Source organism: Phocicoccus pinnipedialis (assembly GCF_903994035.1).
In the GTDB taxonomy this organism is placed as follows: domain Bacteria; phylum Bacillota; class Bacilli; order Staphylococcales; family Salinicoccaceae; genus Phocicoccus; species Phocicoccus pinnipedialis.
On the sequence record NZ_CAJEWB010000005.1, the window covers coordinates 181,620 to 200,972 of the forward strand.

A 19,353-nucleotide genomic window follows, 5' to 3' on the forward strand; every position below is an offset into this window, starting at 1 on the left:
TTGCACAAAAAAGCGTGTGACTACAGTCACACGCTTTTATTTTAATCATATACGATGAGTTCATCAGGTAGCTCTTCTCTTGTAGTATAGAGAATCGTTTCGGATATGTTTCTTGCATTATAGCCGATACGTTCTAAGTCACTAATGAGTTCTGCATACATAGCACCAGAGTCTGGTGAGCATGTACCATTGTTTAGTCGTTCAACATGATCTCGACGAAGTTTGTTTTCAATTCTATGTGACTGATTACCGAGCTGAATCACTTGTTCTAGGCCACTTGGGTCGTAGATATCAATAGATTCAGAAGTAAGTCTGAGAATACGTTCAATATGATGCATCAGAGTTTCTACTCCGAGTTTTGCATCGTCTGATAATATAATTTCAGATTCATTTTTCTTATGATAATTCTCGGCAAAATTACCAGTTAAATGTGATGCTTTAGTTAATAATCGGGTAATTTCAAGTAATGCTGCTAAATTTTCAGTATCTGCTTGACGACTGTTTTCAACTTCATTCATTTTCATAAGATATTTACGAATGCTTTCTTGAATGTTATCCGTTAACTGTACCTTTTCTTTTACGCGTCGATATACTTTCAAATCACCATTTTCGACATATTCTTTAAGATCAGAGAATGTATTTGAAACGAGATTACTTAAGTTTTGAACCTCCGTTTGAGCACTTTGAATCGCAAGTTGTGGCGATTGTTTCATCAGAATCGGATCTAGAAGGTTAGGCTTATAGTCTTCTGACAGGTCTTGGCCAGGAACAACTTTTGTAACTATCCAAGCTAAGACGCCTATGAATGGCAATTGAATCAGTGTGTTAATAATATTATATGATGCATGTGCAAATGCGATTGTCATTGGTTTGTTAAGATGTAGGAGCGTTTCCAGTGTTCCTACATACCAAATGAATAATGGCATGAGTATCATAAAAATAATTGCACCAATAACGTTAAAAATAACATGAACAGCTGCCGCACGTTTTGCTGCAAGTGATCCGACAAGCGCAGCAAGTATTGCTGTAATTGTAGTACCAATATTATCACCAAGTAATACAGGTAGAGCCGCATTTAGATCTACAAGATCATTCAAGTAAAAGTTCTGTAGAATTGCGATAGTTGCACTTGAACTCTGTACGATTAGAGTTAATATTAGTCCGACACCTAGACCTAAAAAGCTGCTATCACTCATCTGCAACATTAAGTCTGTGAACCATGGTAAATCAGCAAGGGGTTTTACACCATTACCCATTAAATCAAGTCCAAAGAATAGTGCACCAAAACCAAAGAATACACGTCCTAAGTTATTGATTGCAGGTTTGCTAAAGAAGAAAATCATGAATGAACCAATTGCAAGTATTGGCAAACCATAATCACCAATATTTAGACCGATAATAAACGCAGTTACCGTCGTACCAATATTGGCACCCATAATAACTCCAATTGCTTGTCTCAATGTGATAAAACCAGCAGATACAAGTCCAATGGTAATTACTGTTGTACCAGAGCTGCTTTGTATTAAAATTGTAACTAACATACCAGCAAAGATACCGCGTATTGGATTTTGTGTCATGCGGTTTAAGATCTCGCGCAAACGGTCACCAGCTGCAGCTTGCAGTCCGTCACCCATTTGCTTAATTCCGTATAAAAATATCCCTAATCCACCAATAAATGTTATGAATAGTTCGAGTGGAGAGATGCTCATAAAGTGGGCCTCCAAATGTTTTAATAATAGTTTACAAGAAATCTTAATCAATTTCTATTATATCATTATACTTCTACAAGTATAATTCAAGTAGTTATGATAAAATTAATACTGTTAAATTTTTAATGTGAGGTAAAACGATGATTAGATGGCTTAATATTTTCCGAGGTTTTCTAATGGGGATTGTAGAACTCGTCCCTGGAATTAGTAGTGGAACACTTGCTCTATTACTCGGTATATATGATGAATTACTTATTTCAATACAAAAATTATTTACTAAAGACTTTAAGAAAGCGGCTGGATTTGTATTCCCACTAATCATAGGTATGGCTATCGCAATCCTGTCGATGTCATCCATTATAAATTATTTTCTAGTAAATCACACAATTATTATTCACTGGTTCTTTTTAGGACTTGTCTTTGGAGTTATACCAATGATGTTTAAACTCGGTAACTATAAATATGAATTTAAATGGATACATTATATCCTTATCTTTTTAACGATTATTGGTATGTATGTTCTGAACAATGTAAAATCTGAGGTTCAAGAAGTAATGCAGGTCGATACATCATTCAGCGCACTTCTGTTTTTATTCATCGCAGGATTTATAGGCTCAATGGCACTTGTACTTCCTGGATTATCCGGATCCGTAATTTTACTGATTCTCGGTGCCTATCCTATTGTCATTTACGCCATCTCGGAATTTACAAGTTTCAACTTTGAGGTCTTACCTATATTGTTTGCGACTGGATTTGGAATTATGTTTGGTATCATATTCGCGAGCAAGTTCATTCATTATCTACTGACACACTATACGTATCTAACATACGCATTCATTATTGGATTATTACTCGGCTCGAGCTTTCCAATTTTCCATGGCTTTCCAACAAATGGATTGCAGTGGGTTTTATCTGTAATACTATTCCTATTTGGACTAGGTCTTAGTTACTCCGTTTCAAGACGAAATAACAAAGAAACGATTTAAAGATAAGTGACTAAAATCGTGTAACCATGAATAAGTGCTACAATTATATTTATAATCGATAAAATCACGGTGCTCTTTGGGCTCTTCACGATAATGTAAATAACAGAGAGTACAAAAGAAATCACAAATACCATGATGCGGATGCTCAATAATGAGATGATCTCATCATGGGCGTAGTTCATATATATGTCAAATGCATTCCAAGCATTAAAAATTATAAAGAAAATAACGAATAGATTTTTCATAAATCTCACCTTTCAGTTGTTATTATATCAAAAAAGAAGTATATGAAGGCGGAATTAAATGGAACAAATGATTTTAACTGAAAAAGAACACAATCAATTTATTGAAAATCACCCAAATGGAGACTTATTACAACTTTCTGACTGGGCGACTTCAAAAGAATTGACGGGTTGGTATTCAAAACGTATCGCAGTAGGGCATGGCGGGGATATTAAGGGAGTAGCAACGTTACAGTTCAAGAAGTTACCGAAAGTGAAGTATACACTCTGCTATATTTCGCGCGGATTTGTTGTTGATTATCATGACACGCTTGCGGTGAAAGCACTTCTTGCGATTGCGATTGAAGAAGCAAAAAACGAACATGCATATGTCATTAAAATTGACCCAGATATCGAAGAGGAAAATGAAGCGGCGTTCAAGCTTCTTAAAGACCTTGGTTTTATCCACCATGGATTTGTTGATGGTATGAGCAAAGATGCGATTCAGCCACGACAAACAATGGTCACGGATATCTCTGTAACGGATAAGGAACTTTTAAACAGCTTTGAAAGAAATAACCGTACTAGGGTGCGACGTGCATTAAAAACAGGAACAGAGGTTATAAAGAGTGATCGAGAGGGCCTGAAAGTATTCCACGAACTTATGAAAATAACGGGGGAACGTGATGGTTTCTTAACTCGTGATATCACGTACTTTGAATCGATGTATGATGCATTAAATCCAAATGGTCATATGGAGCTCTTTTTAGTTACACTTCATGGAAAAGAAGTACGTGAAAATCTGGAGAACGATATAAAGAAAGTTCAAAAAGATATTAAGAAGGCAGAGAAGAATAAGGACGAAACTAAACGTGCCAATTTACTTGAGAATTTAAACAACCGATTAGACAAATTGAACAGTCAAGTGGAAGAAACAAAATTGATTGAAGAGGAGTATCCAGAAGGTGCAGTGCTATCTGGTGCGCTTTACGCACAAAGTGGTAAAAAAGCGTACTACTTATATGGTGCTTCATCGAATGATTTTAGGGACTTCCTACCAAACCATCATATGCAATTTCATATGATGCAGTATGCACGTGAAAATGGTGCAACGTCATATGACTTTGGTGGAGTGTCCGTTTCACCAGATAAAGAATCGGAGTACTTTGGACTATGGCAGTTTAAGAGCCAATGGGGAACGAAAGTGTCAAATAAGATCGGAGAGTTTGATTTTATCTTAAATAGACCGGTTTATCATTTACTCAACATTGCAATTCCGGCAGCACAAAAAACGAAGATTGCATTAAATAGAATAAGAAATAAATAAACGAAACACCCTAATCTGAGGGTGTTTTTTCATGAAAAAACATCCAACCGGAAATTCCTGATTGGATGTTATAAATAATAGGGTTCAGTCACAACGATATAAAGTACAAATACGAGGCTAGACAGAGATAGTGTCACGAGCGTTAAGGAAAAATACCCTTGTAATTGTGTAGATTCTCTTGAAACTTGCTCTTTCATGAAGTCTCGTGCACCCGCTACTATAGAGATGAGTGCGACAGAGACCCAAATGTAAATATTAAAAAACAAAATGCCTTCATTCAGTGTGAAGTTTATGAAGAACAACATCTGAATGAATAAAAGCAAGATAAGTATGACACGTGTCACGTAATCCCCCTCCTAGACCGTGAATAAAAGAATAATCAATACGAGACTCATCGCAACTGTGAACGCATGAATAAGAAATAGTCGCTTGTCGTCTCCTTTATACTGCTTAAACGAAGTGATTTCAATTGATGAAATGATTGCGATCGCTAAAGATAGGATCAGATATTTATCAGTTCCAATGACGGGTAAGATAAACGCAATAATCATTACCAAGAATACAATCCCTGAAACAATGCGAAGGGCATCAAACAACTTTGATCTTATAAATAAAATCGTAAACATAGAAACGGTTAAATACATGAGAAGTAGTAAGGTTGTTAAAATAGTCACGCAATATTACCTCTTTTTCTATAGTATTGGTAGATAAAGAATGTAGATAGAAGTACCATAAGTGCGCCGAAATAGAACGGTAATCCGTAGTACATAACGAATAGTAAGTTAAAGAATATCGGGCCTACGATACGTCCGAGACTATCTAGTGAATATGTTGTTGCTGTTAATTTTCCAACTTCATGACTCATTGCTTCTTTTGTAATTTGGCTTGTCATCAGTGTCTTAACGAGCGCATTACCGCTCATCAGTAGGACGATACATATACCAGCATAAACGAGACCTGTCATATACGGTAACATTATGAATGCGATGAGAGCGAGTACCTGACCAATAATCATTGCTGGATACTCTTGCCCATCTTTTAATTTTCTAATTACGCCACCTTGAACAATCACGTTAAAAATACCACCAATAAAGAATAATACACCCATTTGACCTGGAGTGATATTAATTCGTTTTTGTCCAAGCAATTGAAACGTACTCTCCATACCGCTCATCATGAACATGACGAAGAATGTTGCAACAAGTAAAATGCCTACGGGTTGGATGAAGTATTCTTTAGCCATTGTGATTTTACCTGGTGCAGTAGTTGAAGGCTTGTATGTTTCTTGAATAAAGAGAAATGCTACAAATAATGCCACTAAAATGACGGCTGAGGTCATGAAGAATGGTATGCTCATCGCTACTGAACCGAGTATTCCTCCGATACCGGGTCCAAATACAAATCCGAACCCCATACTCATACCAATAAGTCCCATGTACTTCGTACGATCATGTACAGATGTCAAGTCTGCAACCATAGAAGTCGTCGCTGTGTATAATGCACCTGAAGCCATACCACCAACGAAACGAGTAATATAAAGTATCGTTAAGCTATGAGAGAATACAGCGAATACGAAGAAGCTCAGTGAGAAGATAAGTAGTCCGCCAATAAGTAAGGGACGTCTTCCTGTTTTGTCACTCAGAATTCCGAAGAATGGTGCTGAAATAAAGCTGGCAATCGAATAGATTGCAAGAACAAATCCAAGATGCATCGTACTGACATTATAGTCCACAATCAGCTGTGGCATCACAGGAATAATCATGCTGAATCCAAAATATATTAAAAACTGCACGAGCATGATAAAAACGATATGCTTCATTAAGTTATTTTTCATCTTAATCCTCCAATGATTGACGTGCACGGATTTCTTTTTTTAAATTACGCATCTCGTCTTCAATGTCGTGTAATTTCGCGATCATCTTTTCAGGACTATGACCTGTAGATTCGATTTTTTCAAGGTCACCCTGCAGACGGATATAGTCATATTTTAACTCTTTAAGTTTTTGTTCTAGGTCCATATGTATCACTCCTATATACTAGTATTATCATATCATAAATGCATTATCTTGTTTTAAACAAAAAAGAGACAGCCGATTGGCTGTCTTAATTATTTTAGTCATCAATTTCTACAAAGTCTCCTGATTTTGCATCGATGATTACATCAACTTCTTCACCGCTTTGGCTTACGATCGAAACTTCATAATATAGGACATCATCGTCCCACTCTGTACTAATTTCAACAGCTCTCCCATCAACTTCGTTTTTTGCAGTTTGAATTGCTTCTTCCAAAGTAACGAGGTCTTCATATTTAAAGGATTCATTATCGTCATCATCGTCTTCAGTTTCTGATTCCTGATTAATAACATCTAGAGTATTTACGTCGAATGTTACGTCGTATTCTTCAGTGTCACTTTCTAACTCAATTTTGTATACCCATTTATTGTTCTCATTATCTAAAGTAATATCAGTAAGTTGACCATCAAAGTTTGACTTAGCCTTTTTAATAGCATCTTCAATTGTTGAATCAAAGGATTCCAAGTTGATTTCAGACGAAGATGTTTTATCCGTATCATTGTCTGTACTGTCATCATCTGTCTCGGTTGTTGTCTCTGTAGCTGTCTCGTCAGTTTTTTGTACTGTGTCGCTATCGACCTTTGAATCTGAATTACTCGTGCCACATGCAGCAAGTGTGAGTGTCAATGCGAGCAGTAACGCTGTTAATCTTATTTTTTTATCCATATAATTATCACCCAAATTTTGAATACCCTTAAAAGGATATCTTAATCATTAAAAGAATGTGCACACGACTAAAACGCTACCAAACACGAATGATTTATTAAAAAACATTGAAATCATTCGGAAATGAGAGAAAAAGTATTGCGTAATGCTTAAAAAGCGTTTAAAATAAATGCGAACTTAGATAATAATAATAATGTCTTTCATATAATGTGGATGAGATAAGGAGAAGAGAATGAGGAAATATTTTGAGTTTGAACAACTCGGCACCAATTATCGCAAAGAGACTATTGGTGGTATTACAACGTTTCTATCCATGGCGTATATTTTAGCGGTAAATCCAGCGATGCTTTCACTTGCTGGTGTGGATGGTGTACCTGACAGCATGCGCATGGACATCAATGCAGTATTCGTTGCAACATGTTTAGCAGCGTTTGTCGGTACTCTAATCATGGGAGTTTATGCGAGATATCCAATCGCACTTGCACCAGGTATGGGATTGAATGCATTTTTCGCATTCGCTGTAGTTTTAGGAATGGGTATTCCTTGGCAAACTGGTTTAACAGGCGTTTTAGTTTCAGGAGTTCTGTTCGTAATTCTGACTGCATCTGGTTTAAGAGAATATGTTATTAACTCCATACCAATGGAAATGAAGATGGCGGTTAGTGCTGGGATTGGTTTCTTCATTGCTTTCGTTGGTTTACAAGGGGCAGGCATTATTGTTGCTGATCAAAACACGTTAGTAAGCGTGGGTGATTTCCATGATTCGTCAGTATTACTCGCTGTGTTTGGTATTGTACTTACGGTCGTATTAATGGCAAAACGTGTACCAGCCGCGATTTTTATTGGTATGATCATGACGGCAATTGCAGGTCTTATATTTGGGTTACTTCCAATGCCAGAAGCAATCGTAAGTAAAGTACCAAGTATCGCTCCAACATTCGGTGCGGCATTTGAAGCTTTTAGAAACCCAACAGAAATTTTTAACTTACAGTTCTTAGTAGTCGTTTTAACATTCCTATTTGTAGACTTTTTTGATACAGCAGGGACATTAGTCGGTGTTGCTTCACAGGCAAATTTAATTAAAGATAACAAATTGCCAAGAGCAGGACGTGCGCTTGTATCGGATTCAATTGCGACTATTACAGGTGCAATATTCGGTACTTCAACAACTACTTCATATGTAGAGTCTACCGCAGGTGTTGCAGCAGGAGCGCGTAGTGGTTTTGCAAGTGTAGTAACGGCTTTCTTATTCTTGCTTGCGATATTTTTCTCACCACTGATCGTTATGTTTACGTCAGAAGTAACTGCTCCAGCATTAATCATCGTTGGTGCGTTAATGGCTTCAAACCTATCGCGTATTGAATGGTCAAGATTTGAAATTGCGGTACCCGCATTTTTAACAGTATTATTAATGCCGCTCACTTATAGTATTGCAACTGGGATTGCTATTGGCTTTATCTTCTATCCAATAACATTGATGATGGCCGGCAAGAAAAAACAGGTGAACCCAGTAATGTGGGTTTTAGCAATTATATTTGTACTTTACTTCATATTTATATTATAATGATATGACGATTTTCAAAGTGAATAAATAAATTTATAAAAAAGAGCGAAAAAATCCAAGTTAACTCTTGATTTTCTCGCTCTTTTCATGTATTATTTATAGCGTTGGACTTAACTGTGGACGTTTTTCGTTCACATAATGCGATGCTAAGCCTTGATAGAAATGGCTTCGCGCATGATTATCGCTGAAACGAGAGGTTACTGACACACCCGGCCGCATTGCCATGGCATGTGTGACAGAAAATTTTCGTGGAGAAAGTCTATCAATTAATGATGGCGACCGAGGAGGTAAAATAATGGCAAAACAAAAAATTCGTATTCGTTTAAAAGCGTACGAGCACAGAGTGCTTGATCAATCAGCGGAAAAAATCGTTGAAACAGCTAAACGTTCTGGTGCAGAAGTTTCGGGTCCAATCCCACTTCCGACTGAAAGAACGGTATACACAATCTTACGTGCAGTACACAAGTACAAAGATTCACGTGAGCAATTCGAACAACGTACGCATAAACGTCTTATCGACATTTTAAACCCTACACCAAAAACAGTTGATGCTCTAATGGGCTTAAACTTACCATCTGGTGTGGACATCGAAATTAAACTATAAAATTTTCAGGAGGTGCGACTTTCGATGACCAAAGGAATCTTAGGTAGAAAAGTTGGGATGACTCAAGTTTTCGGTGAAAACGGTGAATTAATCCCGGTAACAGTAATTGAAGCGGCAGGAAACGTTGTCGTTCAAAAGAAAACAGAAGAAGTTGATGGATATAACGCAATCCAAATTGGATTCGACTCTAAACAAGAGTACAAACCATCTAGAAGAACAAACAAATTTGCGAATAAAGCAGAAACTGGACATGCTAAAGCATCTGGTGCTGCTCCTAAGCGCTTCGTACGCGAATTCCGCAATTTAAATGTAGATGAATTCGACGTAGGTCAAGAAGTCTCTGTAAATACATTCGTAGCAGGCGACATCGTTGACGTAACAGGAACATCTAAAGGTAAAGGTTTCCAAGGTAACATTAAGCGTCACGGTCAAAGCCGCGGACCTATGAGCCACGGTTCTCGTTACCACAGAAGACCAGGTTCAATGGGTATGGTTGACCCAGGACACGTTCTAAAAGGTAAAGCATTACCAGGACGTATGGGTGGAGAAAAAGTAACTCTTCAAAACCTAGAGATCGTAAGAGTTGACGAAGAACGTAACGTAATCCTTGTAAAAGGAAACGTTCCAGGACCTAAAAAAGGTTTCGTAAAAATCCAATCAGCAATTAAAGGTGTTAACTAATAAGGAAGGGAGGATATAACACAATGGCAAACGTAGATGTATTATCTATTGATGGTTCAAAAGTAAGCTCAATCGAACTAAGCGATGCAGTTTTCGGTATTGAACCAAACCAGCATGCATTATTTGAAGCAGTAACTCTTCAACGTGCATCTTTAAGACAAGGTAACCATAAAGTTAAAAACCGTTCAGAAGTACGCGGCGGTGGTAGAAAACCATTCAGACAAAAAGGTACAGGTAACGCGCGTCAAGGTACGATTCGAGCGCCGCATATGGTTGGCGGTGGAGTAGTATTCGGACCAACTCCAAGAAGTCACTCGTTCAAGATGCCGAGAAAAATGAGACGCTTAGCGCTTCGTTCAGCATTATCTGCACGAGTAAACGAAGAAGTTTTAACTGTGGTTGACGACTTCAAATTAGAAGCTCCAAAAACTAAAGAGCTTGTCTCAATATTAGGAAAGTTAGGTGCTGACAAAAAGGCACTAATCGTACTTGAGGATAGAAACGAAGCAGTTGAAAAATCAGCTAACAACCTTCAAGGAGTTAGAGTAATCACTGCTACAGGCCTTAACGTACTAGATATCCTTTCTGCAGACCGTGTTATTTTCACGGAGGGAGCAATTAAAAAAGCAGAGGAGGTACTTGGGTAATGGAAGCACGCGACATTATCAAACGCCCGGTAATTACTGAGCGTTCTGCTGACTTAATGGCAGAAAATAAATACACATTTGATGTAGATGTTAGAGCAAACAAAACACAAGTTAAACACGCGATTGAAGAAATTTTCGACGTTAAAGTTGAAAAAGTAAATATTATGAACGTTAAGCCTAAAAAGAAACGCATGGGTCGTTACGAGGGCTATACAAACAGAAGAAGAAAAGCAATTGTAAAATTAAGCGAAGGTTCAATCGAACTCTTCTAATTTAGATAGAAAGATACCATTAGGGAGGTAAAACGAGGATGGCAATTAAACATTATAAGCCAACTACAAACGCTCGTCGTAATATGACAAGCCTGGACTACTCTGAGATTACTTCAACTACTCCAGAGCGTTCATTATTACAGCCGCTACCGAAAAGAGCGGGACGTAACCATCAAGGTAAAATTACAGTGCGTCACAAAGGTGGCGGACATAAGCGTCAATACAGAGTGATCGATTTCAAACGTGACAAGGATGGAATTCCAGCGCGTGTTAAAACAATCGAATACGATCCAAACCGCTCTGCTAACATCGCGTTAGTAGCATATGCGGATGGTGAGAAGAGATACATCATCGCACCAAAAGGATTAGTGGTTGGACAAGAAATCATGAGTGGTAAAGACGCAGATATCAAAGTAGGTAACACACTTACTTTAGCGGACTTACCTATGGGTACAACGATTCACAATATCGAGTTGAAACCTGGTAAAGGTGGACAGATCGCGCGTTCAGCGGGGGCATCAGCACAATTACTTGGTAAAGAAGGTAAGTATGCAATCGTACGTCTTGCTTCAGGTGAGATGAGAATGATATTACTAACTTGCCGCGCAACAGTAGGTTCTGTTGGTAACGAGCAACATGAGCTTGTTAACGTAGGTAAAGCAGGTCGCTCAAGATGGGCGGGTAAGAGACCAACGGTTCGTGGTTCTGCAATGAACCCTAACGATCACCCACACGGTGGTGGTGAAGGTAGAACTCCAATCGGACGTCCTGCTCCAGTTTCACCTTGGGGTAAACCAGCTCTTGGTAAGAAAACGCGTAACAAGAAGAAAAAATCTAGCAAGTTAATTATCAGAAGACGTAAGAAATAATAGATCAATTAATTGTGCGGCATAAGCCGCACATGCTAATTGAAGGGAGGCGCCATAATGGCACGTAGTGTTAAAAAAGGACCTTTTGTTGATGGTCACTTAATGAATAAAGTTGAAGCGCTCAATGAATCAAACAAAAAGAGTGTAATAAAAACATGGTCACGTCGTTCTACGATTTTCCCGAACTTCATCGGACACACAATCGCAGTTTATGACGGACGCAAGCACGTACCTGTATACGTTACAGAAGATATGGTTGGACACAAACTTGGTGAGTTTGCTCCTACTAGAACGTACAAAGGTCACGGTGCAGATGACAAGAAGACAAGAAGATAATTGATAAACACCCTACAAAGGAGGAACCGAGATGCAAGCGAAAGCAGTTGCAAGAACAGTACGTATTGCACCACGTAAAGTACGTTTAGTACTTGACCTTGTAAGAGGTAAAGACGTTGGCGAAGCAGTAGCACTTCTTAAACTTACTAACAAAAGAGCAGCATCAGTTGTAGAAAAATTAGTTTTATCAGCTGTTGCAAATGCTGAACACAACTATGACATGGATACTGACAACTTAATAGTTTCAGAAATCTATGCTAATGAAGGACCAACACTTAAACGTTTCCGTCCTAGAGCACAAGGTCGTGCGACGCAAATTCTAAAACGTACGAGCCACATCACAGTAGTTGTAAGTGAAAAAGAACAAGTAGCAGAAGAAGCTACGGTAGAAAACGCTGAATAATACAAGGAGGGAATTATTTTGGGTCAAAAGATTAATCCAACTGGTCTACGCGTAGGCGTTATTAAAGACTGGGAAGCAAAATGGTATGCGGATAAAAACTTTGCTACGTTATTACACGAAGACTTAGAAATCCGTAAATATATTGAAACGAACCTAAAAGATGCAGCTGTATCTAAAGTTGAGATTGAGCGTGCTGCAAACCGTATTAATATCGCACTACATACTGGTAAACCAGGTATGGTTATCGGTAAAGGCGGTAGTGAGATTGAAAAATTACGTAATGCATTAGTTAAATTAACTAACAAACGTATCCACATTAATGTTATCGAAGTTAAGAAGGTGGACATCGACGCTAAGCTCGTTGCAGAAAACATTGCACGTCAACTTGAAAACCGTGTATCTTTCCGTAGAGCTCAAAAACAAGCAATCCAGAGAGCTATGAGATCTGGAGCAAAAGGTATTAAAACACAAGTATCAGGACGTCTTGGCGGTGCTGACATCGCGCGTGCTGAAGGCTATAACGAAGGAACAGTACCACTCCACACACTTCGCGCTGACATTGATTACGCACATGAAGAAGCAGACACTACTTACGGTAAGTTAGGTGTTAAAGTGTGGGTTTACCGTGGAGAAGTTCTTCCAACTAAAAAAAATAACTAAGAGAGGAGCACTTGTAAATGTTATTACCAAAAAGAGTTAAGTACCGTCGTCAACATAGACCAAGCTTAAAAGGCAAATCTAAAGGCGGGAATCAAGTAAGTTTTGGCGATTACGGCTTACAAGCTACGACTACATCTTGGGTTACTTCAAGACAAATCGAAGCAGCACGTATCGCGATGACACGTTATATGAAACGTGGCGGTAAAGTTTGGATCAATATTTTCCCACACACGCCACTCACAAAGAAACCATTAGAAGTACGTATGGGTTCTGGTAAAGGTGCAGTTGAGCAATGGATCGCATCAGTTAAACCAGGCCGCGTAATGTTTGAGGTTGCAGGTGTTTCTGAAGAAGTAGCAAGAGAAGCATTAAGACTTGCAAGCCATAAACTACCAGTAAAAACAAAGATCGTTAAACGTGAAGAATTAGGTGGTGATACGAATGAAGGCTAAGGAAATCCGTGATTTAACTACATCAGAAATCGAAACAAATATTAAAGAGCTTAAAGAAGAACTCTTCAACTTACGCTTTCAACTAGCTACAGGTCAGCTAGAGAACACTGCTCGTATCAAAGAGGTAAGAAAAACAATCGCGAGAATGAAAACTACAATTCGCGAAAGAGAAATTGAAGAAGCTAAAGCGAATCAATAATTTAGGGGAGGTTCTATAATAGTGGAAGGTAAAAACGAACGTAAAGTTTACCAAGGCCGTGTAGTGTCTGACAAAATGGACAAGACAATTACAGTACTTGTAGAAACGTACAAAAAACATCCAATTATTGGTAAACGTGTGAAGTATTCTAAGAAATACAAAGCACACGATGCAAATAACTCAGCTAAAATGGGCGATGTCGTTAAAATTCAAGAAACACGTCCTTTATCAGCAACAAAACGTTTCCGTTTAGTGGAAATCGTAGAAGAATCAGTAATTATCTAAACCAAGTAAAAAGGGAGGTAACCACGCATGATTCAACAAGAATCTCGTATGAAAGTTGCCGACAACTCAGGAGCTCGTGAAGTTTTAACGATCAAAGTACTTGGTGGTACAGGTCGTAAAACAGCTAATATCGGCGACGTTGTTGTTGCAACTGTAAAACAAGCAACACCTGGTGGTGTTGTCAAGAAAGGTGACGTCGTGAAGGCTGTCATCGTTAGAACTAAAACAGGTGTACGTCGTGAAGACGGTTCATATATTAAATTCGATGAGAACGCATGTGTTATCATTCGTGATGACAAAGGTCCAAGAGGTACGCGTATTTTCGGACCAGTCGCTCGTGAATTACGTGAAGGAAACTTCATGAGAATCATCTCATTAGCACCAGAAGTACTATAACTCATTAAAATATACAAGGAGGTGCGCCAAACGATGCACGTTAAATCAGGTGATAAAGTTATTGTTATCAGTGGTAAAGATAAAGGGAAGACAGGCACAATATTAAAAGCTATTCCTTCTAAAAATCGTGTTGTTGTTGAAGGTGTGAACATTGTAAAAAAACACCAAAAACCAACTCAAGATAATCCAGATGGTGGAATCTTAGAGACTGAAGCAGCAATTCACGTATCAAACGTTATGCACGTTGATCCTGAATCAGGTGAACGCACTAGAGTCCGTCACGAATTCAAAGACGGAAAGAAAATTAGAATCGCTGTTAAATCAGGTAAAGAGATTAAGTAGTTATATCGGAAGGAGGACAACATAAGTGATTCGTTTAAAAGATAAATACAACGAAACAATTAAAGATGAGCTAGTTAAAAAGTTTAACTATAGTTCAGTAATGCAAGCACCTAAAATCGACAAAATCGTAGTAAACATGGGTGTGGGTGACGCTGTACAAAACGCGAAAGTTTTAGACAACGCTGTTGAAGAACTGACTCAAATTACAGGTCAAAAACCACAAATTACTAAAGCGAAGAAATCAATTGCTACTTTCCGTTTACGTGATGGTATGCCTATCGGAGCGAAAGTTACACTACGTGGAGACAGAATGTATGACTTCTTAGATAAACTCATTGCAGTTTCATTGCCTCGTGTAAGAGACTTCAGAGGTGTTTCTAAGAAAGCATTCGACGGCCGCGGTAACTACACTCTTGGTATTAAAGAGCAGTTAATTTTCCCAGAAATTGATTATGATAAAGTATCTAAAGTAAGAGGTATGGATATCGTTATTGTAACTACAGCTAACACAGATGAAGAAGCTCGTGAGCTGTTAACTCAATTCGGTATGCCGTTCCAAAAATAAAAGGAGGCAAATCGGGTGGCTAAAAAATCAATGATTGCTAAACAGCAAAAACCACAAAAGTTTAAAGTTAGAGAATACACACGCTGCGAAAGATGCGGTCGTCCACATTCAGTACTTCGCAAATTCAAACTTTGCCGTATCTGTTTCCGTGAACTAGCATATAAAGGTCAAATTCCTGGCGTTAAAAAAGCTAGCTGGTAGGTTATATATTTCGAAAGGAGGCAATTTTAAATGACAGTTTCAGATCCAATTGCAGATATGCTAACACGCATCAGAAATGCGAACATTGTTAGACATGAATCTTTAGAAATTCCAGCATCTAACATTAAAAAAGAGATCGCTGAAATTCTCAAAAACGAAGGTTTTGTAAAAAATGTAGAATACGTAGAGGATGACAAACAAGGAATTATCCGAGTTTTCCTTAAATACGGAAGTAACAACGAACGTGTTATCACAGGTCTTAAGAGAATATCTAAACCTGGATTACGTGTTTACGCTAAAAGAGACGAATTACCAAAAGTACTTAACGGTTTAGGGGTTGCATTAATCTCTACTTCTGAAGGAGTACTTACAGATAAAGAAGCTCGTAACAAAAACGTTGGTGGAGAAGTTCTCGCTTACGTTTGGTAATAATTAATATAGGAGGTGCCATGAATGAGCCGTATTGGTAAACGTGTGATCGACATTCCAACGGGAGTTACAGTAGACATCGACGGAAGTTCTTTCACTGTAAAAGGCCCTAAGGGTGAATTAACAAACACATTCAATTCAGATTTAAACTATAAATTAGAAGATAATACACTAACTGTAGAACGTCCATCAGACTCTAAAGAGCACCGTTCAATTCACGGAACAACTCGCTCACTAATCAACAACATGATTCAAGGTGTTAGCGAAGGATTCGTTAAAGAACTTGAACTTGTTGGTGTAGGTTACCGTGCACAAATGCAAGGTAACAAATTAGTATTAAGTGTAGGACTTTCTCACCCAGTTGAATTCGAATCTAGCAAAGATTTAACAATCACTGTTGATGGAAACACAAATGTTAAAGTTGAAGGAATCAACAAAGAAGAAGTAGGAGCTCTTGCTTCTAACATTCGTGCTGTACGTCCACCTGAACCATATAAAGGTAAAGGTATTCGCTATAAAGACGAGTATGTTCGTCGTAAAGAAGGTAAAACTGGTAAATAATAAATAAGTGAGGAGGAGCTTAAATGATCGCAAAAATTGATAAAAATCAAGTGCGTCGTAAAAGACACTTTCGTGTGCGTAAAACAATTTCAGGTACACCTGAAAGACCACGTTTAAACGTTTATCGTTCAAACAAAAACATTTATGCACAAGTAATTGACGACGTTAATAATAAAACATTAGCGAGCGCTTCTACACAAGATAAAGATTTAGCTATAAAAGTTGGATCAAACATTGAAGCAGCAGCTGAAGTTGGTAAATTAATTGCAACTCGCGCGAAAGATGCTGGTGTAGAATCAGTTGTATTCGACCGCGGAGGTTACTTATACCACGGACGTGTGGAAGCTTTAGCAGAAGCAGCACGTGAAAATGGATTAAAATTCTAATCGAAGGAGGTTAACAATCTAATGGCTCGTAGAGATAATCGTAGAGAAAAAGAAGTTAAAGAGTTTGAAGAACGCGTAGTTACTATCAATCGTATTGCTAAAGTTGTTAAAGGTGGTAGACGTTTCCGTTTCTCAGCATTAGTAGTAGTTGGAGATAAAAAAGGCCGAGTAGGATTTGGTCAAGGTAAAGCACAAGAAGTACCTGAAGCAATCAAAAAAGCAATCGAGGCTGCTAAAAAGAATCTTGTTGAAGTACCAATTGTTGATGGAACGATTCCACACGAAATTAACGGTAGATTCAGCTCAGGTAACGTATTCATGAAACCAGCTGCTCCTGGTACAGGGGTAATCGCAGGTGGACCGGTTCGTGCCGTACTTGAATTAGCAGGTGTAACAGATATCTTAAGTAAATCAATCGGAGCTAACACTCCAATTAACGTGGTTCGTGCAACAATGCAAGGACTAACTGAACTTAAAGATGTAGAATCTGTTGCTAAACTTCGTGGAAAAACTGTAGAAGAGATCTTAAATTAAGGGGGAGAGACAAACATGGCAAAAGTTAGAGTAACCCTCGTAAAAAGTGTTATCGCTAAACCTGAAGCACAAAGAAAAACAGTTCGTTCTTTAGGTCTAGGCAAGATCAACTCTTTCGTTGAACTTGAAGACACTCCTCAACTTAGAGGACAAGTAGACAAAGTTAGTCATTTAGTAAAAGTAGAAGAAATATAGTAGATATTATAAAATAGGAGGTGCGACAATGAAATTACACGAACTCAAACCAGTAGAAGGTGCTCGTAAATCACGTAAACGTGTAGGACGCGGAACATCTTCTGGACACGGTAAAACATCTGGACGCGGTCACAAAGGACAAAATGCTCGTTCTGGTGGTGGTGTAGGTTTAGTATTCGAAGGTGGACAATTACCATTATTCCGTTCTATTCCTAAGCGTGGTTTCACAAATATCAACCGTAAAGAGTACTCAGTCGTTAATCTAAGCGATTTAAACCGTTTTGAAGCAGGAACTGAAGTAACACCTGAATTATTAATTGAATCAGGATTAGTAAAAGGGCGTTCTGCTGGGGTAAAAATTCTTGGTAACGGTGAATTAGAGGTTAAGTTAACAGTTAAAGCTAACAAATTCTCTAACTCTGCGAAAGAAGCGATTGAAGCACAAGGCGGCACTGTAGAGGTGATCTAATTGATCAGTAGCGTATCAAATTTCTTCAAAATTAAAGAGATTCGAGCTAAGATTTTATTCACATTAGCTATGCTTGTTGTATTTAAAGTGGGTACTTATATACCAGTTCCTGGTGTTGACCCAGGCGTATTCAATGCGCAAGAGCAAGGTGGAGTATTAGATTTAATGAATACCTTTGGTGGAGGAGCGCTTAAAAACTTCTCTATATTTGCTATGGGTATTATGCCTTACATCACAGCATCAATTGTAGTTCAATTACTTCAGATGGATGTAGTGCCAAAATTCGCTGAATGGGCGAGACAAGGTGAAGTAGGTCGTCGTAAACTGGCTCAGTTTACACGTTACTTTACAATTATACTCGCGTTCATTCAATCAATTGGGATGTCATTTGCATTTAATAAAATGTTTGGTGGCGGACTGATTACTAACAACGCGATTACGTCATATTTATTAATTGCTTTAGTGCTAACAGCGGGGACTGCTTTCCTTATGTGGCTAGGAGAAGAAATCACAGAAAAAGGAGTAGGTAATGGTATTTCTATCATTATCTTTGCAGGTATCTTAGCTTCACTGCCAAGTGCTCTCGTTCAGTACTATCAGCAGCAATTCGGTATGGCTACAGATACAACGATGGCGGTACTTAAGACCGCAATCTTAATTATCGCACTATTACTTCTTACGGCATTCGCGATTTACGTATTGCAAGCAATCCGTAAAATTCCGATTCAATACGCAAGAGGTACAGGTAGACAACAGATGCTTGCTCCACAAGCCACGTTTCTACCATTAAAAGTTAACCCTGCTGGGGTTATTCCAGTAATCTTTGCAATGGCATTCTTAATGTTGCCACAATCACTTTCACTGTTCTTCCAAGACCAAGCATGGGCTACTAAGCTCGCTGATATGGCGAACCCAGTGTCGAACGTTGGAATGATTGTTTATCTTGTACTGATTATTCTGTTCACGTACTTCTATTCGTTCGTACAAGTTAATCCTGAGAAAATGTCAGATAACCTTAAAGAACAAGGAAGCTATATTCCTGGTATTAGACCAGGTAAGAACACACAAAACTACATTACGTCTGTTTTATACAGATTATTATTTGTAGGATCACTATTCTTAGCGTTTATTTCAATCCTACCACTTCTAGTCACTAGATTTATGGACTTACCACAATCTATTCAAGTCGGTGGTACTAGTTTACTCATTGTTATTGGGGTTGCACTTGAGACTATGAAACAATTAGAAGCTCAAGCAAGCCAACAAGAGTATCGTGGTTTTAGAAGACATAAACATGGTAGAAAATAAGTAGGAGGATATT

General features: G+C 38.3%; 33 protein-coding genes. 25 read left to right on the forward strand and 8 right to left on the reverse strand.

All coding sequences use genetic code 11. The features are described from left to right. Positions 1 to 41: 41 nt before the first annotated feature. Positions 42 to 1,709, reverse strand: a complete 1,668-nt coding sequence (locus H9D55_RS02615; RefSeq protein ID WP_186076593.1) for a Na/Pi cotransporter family protein — start codon at positions 1,707 to 1,709, stop codon at positions 42 to 44. 140 nt (positions 1,710 to 1,849) lie between these two features. Here H9D55_RS02615 and H9D55_RS02620 point away from each other — a divergent pair, with 140 nt between their 5' ends. After that, the gene (locus H9D55_RS02620; RefSeq protein WP_186076595.1) at positions 1,850 to 2,695 is read left to right on the forward strand and encodes a DUF368 domain-containing protein; all 846 of its coding nucleotides are present in this window, start codon (positions 1,850 to 1,852) and stop codon (positions 2,693 to 2,695) included. Here H9D55_RS02620 and H9D55_RS02625 read toward each other — a convergent pair. Then, on the reverse strand, positions 2,692 to 2,940 hold the full coding sequence (locus H9D55_RS02625) for a hypothetical protein (protein ID WP_186076597.1): 249 nt from the start codon (positions 2,938 to 2,940) through the stop codon (positions 2,692 to 2,694). The genes H9D55_RS02620 and H9D55_RS02625 overlap by 4 nt on opposite strands. Positions 2,941 to 2,998: 58 nt before the next feature. Between H9D55_RS02625 and H9D55_RS02630 the strand changes: the two genes are divergently transcribed. Then, entirely contained in the window at positions 2,999 to 4,243 is a 1,245-nt protein-coding gene (locus tag H9D55_RS02630; RefSeq protein WP_186076599.1) for a lipid II:glycine glycyltransferase FemX, read from the forward strand. 68 nt (positions 4,244 to 4,311) lie between these two features. On the opposite strand, the gene H9D55_RS02635 is transcribed toward H9D55_RS02630, so the two are convergent. From H9D55_RS02635 to H9D55_RS02655, 5 genes are all read right to left on the reverse strand, one after another. Continuing rightward, complete coding sequence (locus H9D55_RS02635; RefSeq protein WP_186076601.1) at positions 4,312 to 4,587, reverse strand: hypothetical protein; 276 nt, start codon at positions 4,585 to 4,587, stop codon at positions 4,312 to 4,314. Positions 4,588 to 4,599: 12 nt separating this feature from the next. Beyond that, complete coding sequence (locus H9D55_RS02640; RefSeq protein WP_235963085.1) at positions 4,600 to 4,839, reverse strand: hypothetical protein; 240 nt, start codon at positions 4,837 to 4,839, stop codon at positions 4,600 to 4,602. Positions 4,840 to 4,913: 74 nt separating this feature from the next. Then, positions 4,914 to 6,077 (reverse strand): MFS transporter, encoded by a 1,164-nt coding sequence (locus H9D55_RS02645; protein ID WP_235963086.1) that lies wholly within the window; start codon positions 6,075 to 6,077, stop codon positions 4,914 to 4,916. A gap of 1 nt (position 6,078) precedes the next feature. Beyond that, the gene (locus H9D55_RS02650; RefSeq protein ID WP_186076603.1) at positions 6,079 to 6,261 is read right to left on the reverse strand and encodes an SE1832 family protein; all 183 of its coding nucleotides are present in this window, start codon (positions 6,259 to 6,261) and stop codon (positions 6,079 to 6,081) included. A gap of 94 nt (positions 6,262 to 6,355) precedes the next feature. Further along, on the reverse strand, positions 6,356 to 6,982 hold the full coding sequence (locus tag H9D55_RS02655; RefSeq protein ID WP_186076605.1) for a PepSY domain-containing protein: 627 nt from the start codon (positions 6,980 to 6,982) through the stop codon (positions 6,356 to 6,358). Positions 6,983 to 7,214: 232 nt separating this feature from the next. On the opposite strand from H9D55_RS02655, the gene H9D55_RS02660 reads away from it, so the two are divergent. Continuing rightward, positions 7,215 to 8,546, forward strand: a complete 1,332-nt coding sequence (locus tag H9D55_RS02660; protein WP_186076607.1) for an NCS2 family permease — start codon at positions 7,215 to 7,217, stop codon at positions 8,544 to 8,546. Between the two features lie 96 nt (positions 8,547 to 8,642). On the opposite strand, the gene H9D55_RS08195 is transcribed toward H9D55_RS02660, so the two are convergent. Further along, positions 8,643 to 8,771, reverse strand: a complete 129-nt coding sequence (locus H9D55_RS08195; RefSeq protein ID WP_268883997.1) for a hypothetical protein — start codon at positions 8,769 to 8,771, stop codon at positions 8,643 to 8,645. A gap of 70 nt (positions 8,772 to 8,841) precedes the next feature. Here H9D55_RS08195 and rpsJ point away from each other — a divergent pair, with 70 nt between their 5' ends. Genes rpsJ through secY form a run of 22 tightly spaced genes read left to right on the forward strand, consistent with a single transcriptional unit; the run spans position 8,842 to position 19,340 of the window. Continuing rightward, positions 8,842 to 9,150 (forward strand): 30S ribosomal protein S10, encoded by a 309-nt coding sequence (gene rpsJ, locus H9D55_RS02665; protein WP_186076609.1) that lies wholly within the window; start codon positions 8,842 to 8,844, stop codon positions 9,148 to 9,150. A 24-nt stretch (positions 9,151 to 9,174) separates the two neighbouring features. Beyond that, on the forward strand, positions 9,175 to 9,831 hold the full coding sequence (rplC, locus tag H9D55_RS02670) for a 50S ribosomal protein L3 (RefSeq protein ID WP_186076611.1): 657 nt from the start codon (positions 9,175 to 9,177) through the stop codon (positions 9,829 to 9,831). A 23-nt stretch (positions 9,832 to 9,854) separates the two neighbouring features. Continuing rightward, complete coding sequence (gene rplD, locus H9D55_RS02675; protein ID WP_186076613.1) at positions 9,855 to 10,478, forward strand: 50S ribosomal protein L4; 624 nt, start codon at positions 9,855 to 9,857, stop codon at positions 10,476 to 10,478. Continuing rightward, complete coding sequence (rplW, locus tag H9D55_RS02680; protein ID WP_186076615.1) at positions 10,478 to 10,750, forward strand: 50S ribosomal protein L23; 273 nt, start codon at positions 10,478 to 10,480, stop codon at positions 10,748 to 10,750. The genes rplD and rplW overlap by 1 nt, the downstream gene beginning before the upstream one ends. Before the next feature lie 38 nt (positions 10,751 to 10,788). Next, positions 10,789 to 11,619 carry a 50S ribosomal protein L2 gene (gene rplB, locus H9D55_RS02685; protein WP_186076617.1) on the forward strand — a complete coding sequence of 277 codons (831 nt, stop codon included), beginning with the start codon at positions 10,789 to 10,791 and terminating at the stop codon, positions 11,617 to 11,619. A gap of 57 nt (positions 11,620 to 11,676) precedes the next feature. Beyond that, the gene (gene rpsS, locus H9D55_RS02690; RefSeq protein ID WP_186076619.1) at positions 11,677 to 11,955 is read left to right on the forward strand and encodes a 30S ribosomal protein S19; all 279 of its coding nucleotides are present in this window, start codon (positions 11,677 to 11,679) and stop codon (positions 11,953 to 11,955) included. Between the two features lie 31 nt (positions 11,956 to 11,986). Further along, entirely contained in the window at positions 11,987 to 12,358 is a 372-nt protein-coding gene (rplV, locus tag H9D55_RS02695) for a 50S ribosomal protein L22 (protein ID WP_186076621.1), read from the forward strand. A gap of 18 nt (positions 12,359 to 12,376) precedes the next feature. Continuing rightward, a complete protein-coding gene (gene rpsC, locus H9D55_RS02700) occupies positions 12,377 to 13,018 on the forward strand; it encodes a 30S ribosomal protein S3 (protein ID WP_186076623.1) in 642 nt (213 codons plus the stop codon). Between the two features lie 17 nt (positions 13,019 to 13,035). Then, the gene (gene rplP, locus H9D55_RS02705) at positions 13,036 to 13,470 is read left to right on the forward strand and encodes a 50S ribosomal protein L16 (RefSeq protein WP_186076625.1); all 435 of its coding nucleotides are present in this window, start codon (positions 13,036 to 13,038) and stop codon (positions 13,468 to 13,470) included. Then, a complete protein-coding gene (rpmC, locus tag H9D55_RS02710) occupies positions 13,460 to 13,669 on the forward strand; it encodes a 50S ribosomal protein L29 (protein ID WP_186076627.1) in 210 nt (69 codons plus the stop codon). Before rplP ends, rpmC begins: the two co-directional genes overlap by 11 nt. A gap of 21 nt (positions 13,670 to 13,690) precedes the next feature. Further along, the gene (rpsQ, locus tag H9D55_RS02715; protein ID WP_186076629.1) at positions 13,691 to 13,954 is read left to right on the forward strand and encodes a 30S ribosomal protein S17; all 264 of its coding nucleotides are present in this window, start codon (positions 13,691 to 13,693) and stop codon (positions 13,952 to 13,954) included. A gap of 27 nt (positions 13,955 to 13,981) precedes the next feature. After that, positions 13,982 to 14,350, forward strand: a complete 369-nt coding sequence (rplN, locus tag H9D55_RS02720) for a 50S ribosomal protein L14 (RefSeq protein WP_186076631.1) — start codon at positions 13,982 to 13,984, stop codon at positions 14,348 to 14,350. 33 nt (positions 14,351 to 14,383) lie between these two features. Next, complete coding sequence (gene rplX / locus H9D55_RS02725; protein ID WP_186076633.1) at positions 14,384 to 14,692, forward strand: 50S ribosomal protein L24; 309 nt, start codon at positions 14,384 to 14,386, stop codon at positions 14,690 to 14,692. A gap of 25 nt (positions 14,693 to 14,717) precedes the next feature. Continuing rightward, positions 14,718 to 15,257 carry a 50S ribosomal protein L5 gene (gene rplE / locus H9D55_RS02730; protein ID WP_186076635.1) on the forward strand — a complete coding sequence of 180 codons (540 nt, stop codon included), beginning with the start codon at positions 14,718 to 14,720 and terminating at the stop codon, positions 15,255 to 15,257. 15 nt (positions 15,258 to 15,272) lie between these two features. After that, positions 15,273 to 15,458, forward strand: coding sequence for a type Z 30S ribosomal protein S14 (locus tag H9D55_RS02735; RefSeq protein ID WP_183672995.1), 186 nt, complete (start codon positions 15,273 to 15,275; stop codon positions 15,456 to 15,458). 30 nt (positions 15,459 to 15,488) lie between these two features. Further along, positions 15,489 to 15,887 carry a 30S ribosomal protein S8 gene (rpsH, locus tag H9D55_RS02740; RefSeq protein ID WP_186076636.1) on the forward strand — a complete coding sequence of 133 codons (399 nt, stop codon included), beginning with the start codon at positions 15,489 to 15,491 and terminating at the stop codon, positions 15,885 to 15,887. Positions 15,888 to 15,911: 24 nt separating this feature from the next. Next, positions 15,912 to 16,448, forward strand: a complete 537-nt coding sequence (gene rplF / locus H9D55_RS02745) for a 50S ribosomal protein L6 (RefSeq protein ID WP_186076638.1) — start codon at positions 15,912 to 15,914, stop codon at positions 16,446 to 16,448. Between the two features lie 23 nt (positions 16,449 to 16,471). Next, positions 16,472 to 16,834 (forward strand): 50S ribosomal protein L18, encoded by a 363-nt coding sequence (gene rplR / locus H9D55_RS02750; RefSeq protein WP_186076639.1) that lies wholly within the window; start codon positions 16,472 to 16,474, stop codon positions 16,832 to 16,834. A gap of 21 nt (positions 16,835 to 16,855) precedes the next feature. Then, a complete protein-coding gene (gene rpsE / locus H9D55_RS02755; RefSeq protein ID WP_186076641.1) occupies positions 16,856 to 17,368 on the forward strand; it encodes a 30S ribosomal protein S5 in 513 nt (170 codons plus the stop codon). 15 nt (positions 17,369 to 17,383) lie between these two features. After that, positions 17,384 to 17,563 (forward strand): 50S ribosomal protein L30, encoded by a 180-nt coding sequence (rpmD, locus tag H9D55_RS02760; protein WP_186076643.1) that lies wholly within the window; start codon positions 17,384 to 17,386, stop codon positions 17,561 to 17,563. A gap of 28 nt (positions 17,564 to 17,591) precedes the next feature. After that, positions 17,592 to 18,032 carry a 50S ribosomal protein L15 gene (gene rplO, locus H9D55_RS02765; RefSeq protein WP_186076645.1) on the forward strand — a complete coding sequence of 147 codons (441 nt, stop codon included), beginning with the start codon at positions 17,592 to 17,594 and terminating at the stop codon, positions 18,030 to 18,032. Next, on the forward strand, positions 18,033 to 19,340 hold the full coding sequence (secY, locus tag H9D55_RS02770; RefSeq protein WP_186076647.1) for a preprotein translocase subunit SecY: 1,308 nt from the start codon (positions 18,033 to 18,035) through the stop codon (positions 19,338 to 19,340). Positions 19,341 to 19,353 lie beyond the last annotated feature (13 nt).